Source organism: Alkalibacillus silvisoli (assembly GCF_039521975.1).
GTDB lineage: Bacteria > Bacillota > Bacilli > Bacillales > Alkalibacillaceae > Alkalibacillus > Alkalibacillus silvisoli.
In genome coordinates this window covers 12,704-24,274 of the sequence record NZ_BAAACZ010000009.1, presented here as the reverse complement: position 1 = coordinate 24,274, position 11,571 = coordinate 12,704, and the positions used below count along the sequence as shown (strand labels likewise).

The following is an 11,571-nucleotide window of genomic DNA, read 5'->3' as shown; positions in this document are numbered from 1 at the left end:
ATTAAGTTTTATTTTTATACATATTTCGCTAAATTTAATCCTTTAATGTAGCTCATCTATAAATATTATATCGAACCACTATGGTCTTGTCATTAAGTCGCTCCTATGATATCTAAATTGAGGTGACAGTTATGAATAAATTATTTGCATTAGATATTGGAACTCGAAGTGTCGTCGGAATTATATTACATAAAGAAGATGAAGTTTACCGTGTAATTGATATGGTTACAAGAGAACATAAAGAGCGGTCTATGGTTGATGGCCAAATACATAACATAATGGCTGTATCAGATGTCATTAAAGAGGTTAAAGACCTATTAGAGTCCAAACACGGGCCACTAACAAAAGTCTGTGTTGCAGCAGCAGGCCGTGCTTTAAAAACTAAAAAAAGTACCATTAAAATTAACATTTCAGAGCAACCTTTAATGACCCATGACGATATTTTTCACATGGAGTTAACTGCCGTTCAACAAGCACAATATCAATTAGCAGAAAAAGAACAAGAAACTTCTAGTACACAATATTATTGTGTTGGTTATTCAGTATTACATTACTACTTGGATGACCATGAAATTGGCTCTTTGATCGATCAACAAGGAGATGAGGCAACTGTAGACATTATTGCCACTTTCCTACCAAAAGTGGTTGTTGAATCACTTATATCAGCTTTACATAGGGCCAATCTTGAAATGGAAGCCTTAACCCTTGAACCGATCGCTGCCATTCAAGTTCTAATTCCACAATCAATGAGAAAGTTAAATGTCGCTTTAATAGATATCGGAGCAGGAACGAGTGATATTGCAATCACCAAAGAAGGGACCGTAGTAGCTTATGGAATGGTATCAAAAGCTGGTGATGAAATTACAGAAGCCATAAGTCAGCAATATTTACTCGATTTTCACCAAGCTGAAGAAGCAAAAAGGCAATTAGTAGAAGAAAGTGTTATGGAGATTGAGGACATTTTAGGCTTTAAATCTGAATTGCCTTATGATCATGTAACGACTGATTTAAACGATGCCACCTCAGCACTGGCAAAAGAGATTTGTCATCAAATCATTGCCCTAAACAAAGAAGCACCTCAAGCTGTTATGTTAGTTGGTGGTGGAAGCTTAACACCTAAGTTAACTGAACATATTGCAGAAAAACTTCAACTACCAAACAATCGTGTAGCTGTTAGAGGAATCGATGCTATTAAAGGGTTGAAAGGACAAGAACACTTGCCGAGTAGTCCGGAGTTTGTGACACCAATTGGAATTGCTATAGCAGCTCAAAAAAGTCCTGTACACTACATTAGCGTTACAGTTAACGGACGGATGGTTAGATTGTTTGATGTTAAACAATTAACCATTGGTGATTGTTTATTAGCAGCTGGTTTAGATGTAAAAAAATTATATGGCAAACCAGGTATCGGACAAGTTATTACTTTTAACACTAAACAAATCACTTTACCTGGCTCTTTTGGCCAACCACCTAAGATTGAAATAAATGGTCAATTAGCTTCTATTCAAGACTATATTTCTCACGGGGATGAAATTAACGTCATTAAAGGTGAAGATGGTAAAACACATCAATACACCATAGAAGATATAATCGGAACACTAGAAAATCAAACGGTCATTCTAAATGAAGAAACAATCCACATTGCACCCAAACTTACACTTAACGGAATTGATCGGACGCCATTTGAACATATCAATGATGGTGATTCTCTCGAATGGAAGTCCAACCTTACTGTAGAGGATGTATTAAAGAAATATGTAAGTCCAAATATTTTCAATAAGAACAAACCTTTTGAAATCACTTTAAATGGAAAATCGCTACTTGTTGAAAAAAAGATGATTTCCCTACAACTCAATGGGCATGACGTTTCAATGTCAGATATCGTCCATGACGATGACCGTATTAATTTTACCCTAACTGATTCTATATCAGCACTTGAGTTATTAAACCGCTTCGATTTAAGGTCTAATTCAAAGGTAACCGTCTATTACAATGAACAACCGATTGACTTAACTTCTAACGAATTAACGATTATACGTAATAACCAAGTGATTGATGAAGGTTCATTCATTTATCCTGATGACTTAGTTGAGATTAAAGAGCAACAAACTGAACAATTCATATTCCAGGATTTATTTCGATTTGTTGAAATCGATCTGTCTGAACTGAAAGGTAAGGGTTTCAAGCTTTATCGAAACAACGAGCAAGTAGGCTTTTCTGAGCCAATCTTTGATGGGGATCAATTATATATTGAATGGGTCGAGTCTTTTACTCATAATGAATAACCATTTTCTAGCCGATAGCATCTTGTGAAAAACCTTTTGCTATCGGCTATTATTTGCTAAAATAATATATATTGAACAATTGTTTTGGAGGTACACTATGCCAACTCCTAGTATGGAAGATTATATTGAACAAATATACATACTCATTGACCAAAAAGGCTATGCAAGAGCTTCAGATATAGCAGAACGCTTATCTGTACATCCCTCTTCAGTAACTAAAATGGTTAAAAAATTAGACGAAAGCGACTATCTACACTATGAAAAATACCGAGGATTAGTCCTAACTGATAAAGGAACTAAAATCGGAAAGCGTTTAGTGTATCGACACGAACTACTAGAGCAATTTCTTGAAATTATCGGTACTGAAGAACATAGTATTTATGAAGAAGTAGAAGGAATTGAGCATCATTTAAGTTGGGATAGCATCTTTCGAATTGGTGACCTTGTTGAGTACTTCCAAGAAGACCCAGACCGACTTAAAACATTACAAGACATTCAAAAACGAAACAGTAATAAAAAATAGCCAATCCCCCAATAAGAAATCTTATTGGGGGATTAGTTTACTGTGTGACTTCTTCTAGTTTTTTAGTTGTAATATCAAAATGAGAAGCATGGAACTTAACTTCACCATTTTTAATATAAAAGGCTTGTGGTGATTCATGTTTAATGTCAAAATGGTCGGCTACTAGGTTTGATAAATCACGATTTTCTTGAATATGGATAATATAAGCGGGTAAATCGGTTTGACTAGTGAATTTCTCAAATTGGGTTTTCGCATCACCACTAATTGGGCAAGTTAAACTATGCTTAAGCAGTAATGCCTCATCTTGTTCTAGAATTGACTTTAATTCATCTTGTGCTGTAATTTGTTTTACTGACATTTATAGTGCCTCCTCATTCTATGGATCATATGTTAAAAGTATAAAAGGGTCGCTAGTTTGTCAACTAACAACCCTTAAGTTAATCTACTTGATTTATAAAAATAAAGCGCTCTAATTATTGTTGAGAACGTTCATATAATTCATCAGCTTCTTGACGTTCTAACTCTTCTGTAGCTTCTTCTATTGCATCGGCAATATCTTGAGCAACATCTTCACCTTCACTAAGTGCCTGATGTTTCAAATCATTAACCTTATCTTGTAATTGTTCTTTAGTATCTTTGAATCGATCAGAAAACTCAGTTCCTTTCTCATAAGCTACTTCTTTCCACTCATCAGCACGTTCTCTTACTTGTTGAGCACCTGTGTTAATATCATGACGTAATTCCTTACCCGATTTAGGAGCAAATAGTAAGGCAACTGAAGCTCCGACAATACCACCAATTAATGTACCGATCATAAAGTCTTTACTATTAATGTTTTCTTCTGTCTTTTGTTTTTCTTCACTCATTTCAATTCCTCCTTAATCCCTATTTTACTTTTCCTTATATTTTTTCCACAAATGAATAGCAGCCTCTCCCCACTTAATCGTTTGAGAAGTTTGAGCAGCATGTTCATTAGCTTGTTCATTTAATTCGTCTGATAACTTTTGTAACGAGTCATTAAATTGGGTTACAGTATATCCTATTCCTTTAATACCATCAAATAAAACATCCATCTTCTCGGTTTTTCCTGTAATATCTTCAGCTAATCGATTCGTTTTATTCAATAATAATTCAGTTTCTTTTGTTACACCTTCCATTTGACTTTCAAAACCCTCAACTGTATTAGCTACATGATCTAAGGTTCGTCTGACTGATTTTAATGTGCCTGAAATATAAACAACTAAAATAATAAATCCTACTGCAAAAGCAACCGCAGCAATCAGTGCGGCAATATGTAATAGATTCAACTACATTCATCTCCTTCCGCTTCTTACTTATAATAAATCTATACCCCGATTTTATTCTTGTCAAACTAATTAGTGAATTTAACTCCTTATTTCAGTATAATGGTAACATAAGATATATGCCACTGTATAAATAGAGGAGGAATAAAATGCGTGATCCAAGAATTAATAAATTAGCAGACTTACTAGTTAATTATTCAGTTAAACTTCAAAAAGGGGAAAAGCTTCTAATTGAAAATACAGGTCTTAAGCGAGAATTAGTATCAGCTATTGTTGAAAAAGCATACGAAGCTGGTGGACATCCTTTCGTTGAATTAAAAGACCCTAAAATTATGCGTACTCTATTAAAAGGTGCTAATGAAACACAGCTAAAATCCTGGGAACATTATGAAAAAACTGTAATGGAAGACATGGATGCTTACATAGCGATTCGCTCGGGTGATAACATAAATGAGTTATCTGATGTGCCTAGTGAGAAAAACAAACTATTCGGTCAAACTATTATGAATGTGCACCGTCAAATCCGTGTTCCCAAAACAAAATGGTGTGTACTCCGCTATCCTAATGAATCAATGGCTCAGTTAGCAGAAATGAGTACAGAAGCATTTGAAGATTTCTATTTTAACGTATGTACACTAGATTATGAAAGAATGAACAAAGCTATGGATGCTCTAGTTAAGAAAATGAAGGAAACAGATGAGGTTAAAATTACTGGACCTGGAACTGATTTAACCTTCTCAATTAAAGAGATCCCTGTCATTAAGTGTGCTGGTGAAATGAATATTCCAGATGGCGAAGTTTATACTGCGCCTGTACGTGAATCTGTTAATGGTACCATTACTTACAATACCCCTTCACCTTATCAAGGATTCACCTATGAAAATGTCAAATTAACGTTTGAAAACGGAAAGATTGTGGATGCACAAGCAAATGATCCAGAGAGAATTCAAGAAGTATTTGATACAGATGAAGGCGCGCGTTATATTGGAGAGTTTGCAATTGGAATTAACCCTTACATTAAACATCCAATGAAAGATATTCTATTTGATGAGAAAATTGATGGTAGCTTCCATTTCACGCCAGGGCAAGCATATGAAAATGCTTATAACGGAAATGATTCTTCAATTCATTGGGATATGGTTAATATCCAACGTGAGGATTATGGTGGAGGCGAGATGTACTTTGATGGCGAATTAATTCGTAAAGACGGCCGTTTCGTCGTCCCAGAACTAGAAGGGCTAAACGCTGATCAATTGAAATCCTAAAGTCTTTATTCGCCAATACTTTATAATTTAAATTAAAAGGGCTGTATTTTAGTTAGTTTTTATGACTACTAAAACAGCCCTATTTCACTTTAAGCTAACGATTTAAAAGCTTCTTGATACTTTTGAATATCTCCAGCACCCATAAATAAAATCACACTATCTTTATGGTTCTGTAAGATTTCTGTTTTATTTTCTGGTAATAGCTCTGAGCCTTCTACTTTCTGTTGTAAATCGTTAATGGATAAGTGTCCATCTTTCTCTCGCGCTGAACCAAAAATATCACACAAATAAACATAATCAGCTTTAGATAAGCTTTCTGCAAACTCATCTAAAAACTTCCGTGTTCTCGTATAAGTATGAGGCTGAAAAACAGCAACAACATTCTTATTCGGGTACTTTTTACGAGCTGAATCAATTGTCGCATCAATTTCAATTGGGTGATGAGCATAATCGTCAATAATAATCTGCCCATCTTTCCATTTCGTTTCCGTAAACCTCCGTTTAACCCCTTCAAACGTATAGATCTTCTTAATATCCTCAGAAGAAAACTTTTCGTAATCACACAATGCAATCACACTTAGTGCATTTAACACACTATGATTACCATATGTCGGGATTTGGAAAGTATCGAAATAAGTTCCCCTCACAAATACATCAAATGTTGTACCTTCTTCAGATTCTTGAATATTTTTAGCTTGAAAGTCATTCTCCTCAGAGAATCCGTAATAAACTACAGGCACTTTAGCTTGAATTTGTTGAAGCATTTCATCGTCACCACATGCAATAATGCCTCGTTTAACTTTCATCGCCATTTCTTGAAAAGCATCAAACACGTCATTGATATCCTTAAAATAATCGGGATGATCAAAGTCTACATTCGTCATTATGCAATAATCCGATTCATATGCCAAAAAGTGGCGTCTGTATTCACATGCTTCAAATGCAAAATATTGACTATCAGAACGTCCCCGGCCAGTTCCGTCTCCAATTAAGTATGATGTTGGTACATTTTCACTTAACGTATGTGCTAATAATCCAGTTGTAGACGTTTTACCATGTGCGCCTGTTACAGCAATACTCGTGTATTGTTTTAAGTAATCACCTAAAAACTCATGATATCGATACAATGGTACCCCTATTTCTTTTGCACGTACAATTTCTTCATGGTCATCACTAAAAGCGTTTCCTGCTATAACTACTTGGTCTTTTTGAATATTATCCACTTGAAAAGGTAAAATAGGAATGCCTTCTTGCCTCAGTGCTTCTTCAGTAAAAAAGTGCTTCTCAATATCAGAGCCCTGAACTACATGCCCAGACTCATGCAAAATTTGTGCTAAAGCACTCATCCCTGTTCCCTTTATTCCAATAAAATGGTAAGTCGACATGAATCGAACCCCCGTTTGTCTTCATTCTGTTTATATTATATGTTCAATTTATGAAATTGCTTTTTTCATTATAGCAGAATTCTTAAGATTATCCAGTATGGACTTATAGGAATGTTATTACATCTATATTACTTTTTAATTACATTAACGACTAATTAAATCATTTTTATTATTATTTACGATTAAACCCTTTTTTAAAACTTTTTTATTTAAAGCGGTTCTAAGTCTAATGTTGGGGGACTCATCTAAAAGCATTCCTTATTTATGCCATTTGTCGTTGTACATGTTTATACTTTTGATGCCATAAGATGCCATAAGACCTTTCGGCGCATTCGATCAAAGCGCTTTAAACCAACGCTCTGTTATAGTTCGTTGTTGTTATTGTGATTCGCTTTCGGTGGACTCTTTCACCCACAGGGCACAAGTGCAACATCTGCTCAAACTTCCCTACGGTCATTTGTCGCAGTGTTTTCTTTGCCGGGGCACGGCTCTAAACATCTTAGTGTTTTGCACCGAGGAAGCCTACTTCGGAGCGTTACTAGCCAGACTAAAGGTGCATCTCTCGGCAGGAAAACACTGCCTGTGGGATCTCAGAGACTTCCGTTTAGGTTTGACAAACAAGGCATGATAACATCTCACGTGGGCGTTCGACATAAAAATGAAAATGGTCTTTCTCTTCTCTTGTATCGATCACATGTAAGTTTTCCAACCCGGGTAATGTCATGGCATATGCACGCAACTCCTTTTGTTTTAGTGGTATAAAACAAAAGGAGTTGCGTGCTTTTTTTATGGTTATTCCACCGAGTTGACCTCAGGTGAGGAGCGGAGGTGGTGACGCCTGGTCGACTAAAGTCGGCCACGTCCTGTGGCCAACGTCGACATTAGACCGTCCGGGTCGTCACGGGAACAGCACGCGTCTCGAGACCCCGTAGGCCACGCTTTTCGGCCGAGGAGGCTCGAGCCGTGCCCGCGGCAAGCATCCACCGTAAGCGGAACGCCTGACGCCAACGGCCGCCATCCAAAACCTCACTCTGAATTGTGTCTCTCCCCCAACAAATATTGTAGAGCCAAAAAAACGATTGACTGTCTTAAGACAATCAATCGCCAGTATATTCTACTTTTTCTAAGCGTGGGTTCGGTGAAAACTTTCGACCTTGTTTAGCTTCATGTTTTTCATTTAACAAAACATTGTCACCTGTAAATCCAGTCCTCATTTTCAGTAAGTTACTACCTACCCCATACATATCGACTGGTACATGTAAGGACTCGAAACGTCGAATCTTTTCTTCTGTAAAACCACCACTTGCCATAATTTTAACGTGATTAAAGCCTTCATCATTTAATGCCTTACGCAATGCGAATAACAATTGCGGATTGACACCTCTAGGGTCAAAAGAACCCATTAAATGCTGATTTCTAAAGAAATACTTGTCGACCATATTTTTCGATGTATCGACTCTCACACCCTTTAGTTCATCTTTAAACTCACGCGCTACCTTTAATGAATCTGTAACGATATCATTGTTGTAATCGACTAATGCGATTAAATCATCGTTAGGAAATGAATCTCTATACGCATGAGTAGCTTTGACAATATCCCCTTTAAACATTTGAACAAGCGCATGGGGCATCGTACCCATTCCTTGTTTCCCCCACCACTCATTCATCGCATGGGTTGCTTGAGCTGTTGAACCACCTATATAAGCTGCATACCCATCTCCAGATTGTTGTGTATAGTGATCATCACGATCTCCCATAAAGATGACAGGCTTCTGTATGCCACCAGAACCCGCTGCATTAACGACTTCATATACGTTAGTTGCTACTGAAGTTCTTCTTCCTAAAATACCATCAATAATTCCTTCTAAAAACCCAAAGTCTTGATAACGACCTGTTACAGTTAAAACAGATTCATACGGGCTTACCTTATCCCCATCTTGCAAAGAATAAATCTCTAAATCTTGTGGATTGTCAGCAAAAGTATGAAGTAAAGCAATCGCTTCATCTGCACCACACAATACAGCATTTTTTTTCTGGAAAAATTGCATCGTCACCACATTATCAGCTAAGTGGTCTTCAACTATTTTCTTTGTCTTTAAAAAATATACAGCAGAAAACCAACCTTCTTTAATTCTTTCATCGAACTTAAAGGTTTCGTTCGTTAAACGCTTTATTTTACCTTGTTGTTTTAATTCGAATTCTTTCATCGTAGACCCCTCATCCACTTTAATTAATCAGCCAAGATATTAAGCTTCATACATTCCCACTCGAAAAGATTCACCAACTGTTTCTTGATCATTTAATACTAAGATTCCTTTTTCTTGAGGTGCATTTGGTAGATTTAATTCTCTTGCTGCACAAATCATGCCTGTTGATGGGACTCCCCTTAACTGTGAATCTTTAATTTCCATACCACTTGGCATCATAGCACCGACTTTAGCCACGACAACCTTTTGTCCTTCAGCTACATTTGGTGCACCACATACGATTTGTATTTGTTCATGACCAACATCCACTTGGCAAACATTTAATTGATCAGAATCCTCGTGTTTCTTAACTTCTTTTACATGACCGACCACGAATTTAGGTGAAAGATCAATGTGAATGTCTTCATCAAGTCCATTTTCTTTAAAGATTGTTTCAATTTTACGTATTAGTGCTTCATCTACGTTCAATAAATCATAACCATTTACATTTAAGTAATCTGAAATACCGAAGATGTTATATGCAACTGGCTCATTTGTCTTTTCAATAGCTATGCGTGTGACTGAACCATAAGATGTTGTCGTTGTTTTCTCTTCAGTTTGCTTCAAGGTTAAAATTAATACATCTCCAATACCTTTACGGTTATAAATAAGTTGCATGCTCTCTACTCCTTATCCTCATCACGTTTTTTCTGAGCTAAAATAAAGATCGGTTCTAAACGGTCTTCTTCATATAAGAAAGGTAAAGAAGTGATTGGAATTCGACCTTCTGCAAAAAATTGCATCATCATTTGTGCTAATACATCATAACCGACTTTATTACGAATATCAGCAAAAATACACACATCTTGATGCGGAACACCGATTGCTAATTCTCCTTCTGCTTTAGCTTTCATCTCTTCAATTAAGGCTTCATTTAGAATGCGGCTCGCATCATACCCGTCATTGGTCGATAGGAAATAAAATGTGTTTCCAGCGACTTCATCTTGCTTCATTTCTGTCGGTAGTCGCCTTATATTGAACATAGCTACTTCACGAATTCTCTCTTGATTCCAGCCTTCTTTAGTCATCATAGCTTCATCAATAAGACGATAAGACTTACCTAGGTCAATGGCATAATAAACCCTTGTTTCAGCTGTATGTTCAGTATAAAGTAGCGGCACTTCCTCATTTGATTCTTCTGGGAAAGAGCCTGAGCGAATAACAGGGAAGATTTGTGTCTCTTTCCCCTCTAGAGTTTGTTCTTCATTCATAATTGTTAGCGCTTCTGTTATGTGTGAAACTAATTCATCTATCGCTTGTTCTTGACGGTTTTCCCATTTTGATATAACACCCGGTAAAGAAATAGTGACCCCTTGTCCACTATTTTGCCATTCAATACGAAATGTATCTTTGTCGCGGTCAAAAGTTGTTTTCCAATCGTTACGATTAAAACGCTCTTCTAGTTTCTTTTTCATTTTAATACTTGTCATTTTCATTGTTTTGCCCCCTTTAATCGAAGCACACTAGCCATTATTCTATCATGTATTAATTTGAGAGAAAAGCTAGGGGCTTTTGGAGTAACAAGTATAGGTGAATTAAGCATCCAATTTCATATCATCAGGTTTGATTAGCCCTTTTTTTCTTAACCATTCTGATATAAATAAACTAATTAATGCAGGTGCTAACACTAATAAAATTGATAAAATAATGAGTAATTCAATAGAAAAACCCATCGTTTCGAATGCCATAATAGGGCCAACTAAACCACTTGTCCCCATACCTGCACCGATCGCGTTATTTTCTAAGTGGAGCCATACCGTTGCAAAAGGTGCTAATACTACACCCGCAACAGTTGGTGGGATTAGAATAATTGGTTTTCTCACTACATTTGCGATTTGTAGCATCGAGGTACCAATCCCTTGTGATACGACCCCTGATATTCCATTTTCCCGATAACTACTTGCTGCAAACCCAATCATTTGCGCTGCACACCCTACTGTAGCTGCTCCAGCCGCTAACCCTTCTAAATCTAACATAACGGCAATAGCAACACTAGAAATAGGTGCAGTGAGGGCTAATCCCATTAATCCAGCAACAATCATCCCCATTAGCAATGGTCTTAAGTCCGTTGCCCAATTAATAATAGAACCAAAACCTTCTAGTAAAGCAGCAATTGATGGTCCAATGAAAGACGCCACAAAAAAGCCTACTAAAATCGTAACTAGTGGCGTTACAACAATATCCAACTTTGTCTCTTTACTAATAAGTTTTCCAATTTCAACTGCTACTAATGCAGCAATAAAACTACCAGCAGGCCCTCCACCAATATCAGCAGCATAACTTCCAGCAAACAAAGCGCTGTATAGTACAAGGGGTGGTGCCTTTAAGCCATGAGCTACAGCTACCCCAATAGCACCACCATATATAATTGGCAATGTTGCAAATTCCCCAATTTCAACAAAAGCCTCCGGTAAAATAGGTACTTCACTTCCTAATGTTTGAATAATAGTACCAATAATTAAAGAAGCGAATAACCCTAATGCCATAAAGCTTAATGCTGTAATGAAATAATTATGAAAGGAGGGCTCTACACCTTTCTTGTTTAAAAAAGTTTTCACGGTTT

At 36.7% G+C, this 11,571-nt stretch carries 11 protein-coding genes; 3 read left to right on the top strand and 8 right to left on the bottom strand.

The features are described from left to right. Positions 1-131: 131 nt before the first annotated feature. Positions 132-2,285, top strand: coding sequence for a cell division protein FtsA (locus tag ABDZ63_RS04310; protein WP_343782017.1), 2,154 nt, complete (start codon positions 132-134; stop codon positions 2,283-2,285). Between the two features lie 97 nt (positions 2,286-2,382). After that, positions 2,383-2,808 (top strand): transcriptional regulator MntR, encoded by a 426-nt coding sequence (gene mntR, locus ABDZ63_RS04305; protein ID WP_343782016.1) that lies wholly within the window; start codon positions 2,383-2,385, stop codon positions 2,806-2,808. Between the two features lie 37 nt (positions 2,809-2,845). Here the strand turns inward: mntR and ytxJ are convergent, their stop codons facing one another. From ytxJ to ABDZ63_RS04290, 3 genes are all read right to left on the bottom strand, one after another. Further along, on the bottom strand, positions 2,846-3,166 hold the full coding sequence (gene ytxJ, locus ABDZ63_RS04300) for a bacillithiol system redox-active protein YtxJ (protein ID WP_343782015.1): 321 nt from the start codon (positions 3,164-3,166) through the stop codon (positions 2,846-2,848). Positions 3,167-3,281: 115 nt separating this feature from the next. After that, positions 3,282-3,674, bottom strand: a complete 393-nt coding sequence (locus tag ABDZ63_RS04295) for a YtxH domain-containing protein (protein ID WP_343782014.1) — start codon at positions 3,672-3,674, stop codon at positions 3,282-3,284. Positions 3,675-3,698: 24 nt separating this feature from the next. After that, complete coding sequence (locus tag ABDZ63_RS04290; protein WP_343782013.1) at positions 3,699-4,115, bottom strand: DUF948 domain-containing protein; 417 nt, start codon at positions 4,113-4,115, stop codon at positions 3,699-3,701. Positions 4,116-4,261: 146 nt separating this feature from the next. On the opposite strand from ABDZ63_RS04290, the gene ABDZ63_RS04285 reads away from it, so the two are divergent. Next, positions 4,262-5,377, top strand: coding sequence for an aminopeptidase (locus ABDZ63_RS04285; RefSeq protein ID WP_343782012.1), 1,116 nt, complete (start codon positions 4,262-4,264; stop codon positions 5,375-5,377). A gap of 89 nt (positions 5,378-5,466) precedes the next feature. On the opposite strand, the gene murC is transcribed toward ABDZ63_RS04285, so the two are convergent. The 5 genes from murC to ABDZ63_RS04260 all read right to left on the bottom strand — a co-directional run bounded on the left by murC (position 5,467) and on the right by ABDZ63_RS04260 (position 11,566). Further along, positions 5,467-6,762: a UDP-N-acetylmuramate--L-alanine ligase gene (murC, locus tag ABDZ63_RS04280; protein WP_343782009.1), complete on the bottom strand. Its 1,296-nt coding sequence runs from the start codon at positions 6,760-6,762 to the stop codon at positions 5,467-5,469. 1,097 nt (positions 6,763-7,859) lie between these two features. Further along, the gene (locus ABDZ63_RS04275) at positions 7,860-8,969 is read right to left on the bottom strand and encodes a nicotinate phosphoribosyltransferase (protein ID WP_343782008.1); all 1,110 of its coding nucleotides are present in this window, start codon (positions 8,967-8,969) and stop codon (positions 7,860-7,862) included. Positions 8,970-9,008: 39 nt separating this feature from the next. Next, positions 9,009-9,626, bottom strand: a complete 618-nt coding sequence (gene ytpR / locus ABDZ63_RS04270; protein WP_343782007.1) for a YtpR family tRNA-binding protein — start codon at positions 9,624-9,626, stop codon at positions 9,009-9,011. A 5-nt stretch (positions 9,627-9,631) separates the two neighbouring features. Then, on the bottom strand, positions 9,632-10,444 hold the full coding sequence (locus ABDZ63_RS04265) for a DUF1444 domain-containing protein (protein ID WP_343782006.1): 813 nt from the start codon (positions 10,442-10,444) through the stop codon (positions 9,632-9,634). Between the two features lie 99 nt (positions 10,445-10,543). Beyond that, positions 10,544-11,566 carry a PTS sugar transporter subunit IIC gene (locus ABDZ63_RS04260; protein WP_343782004.1) on the bottom strand — a complete coding sequence of 341 codons (1,023 nt, stop codon included), beginning with the start codon at positions 11,564-11,566 and terminating at the stop codon, positions 10,544-10,546. Positions 11,567-11,571: the final 5 nt, after the last annotated feature.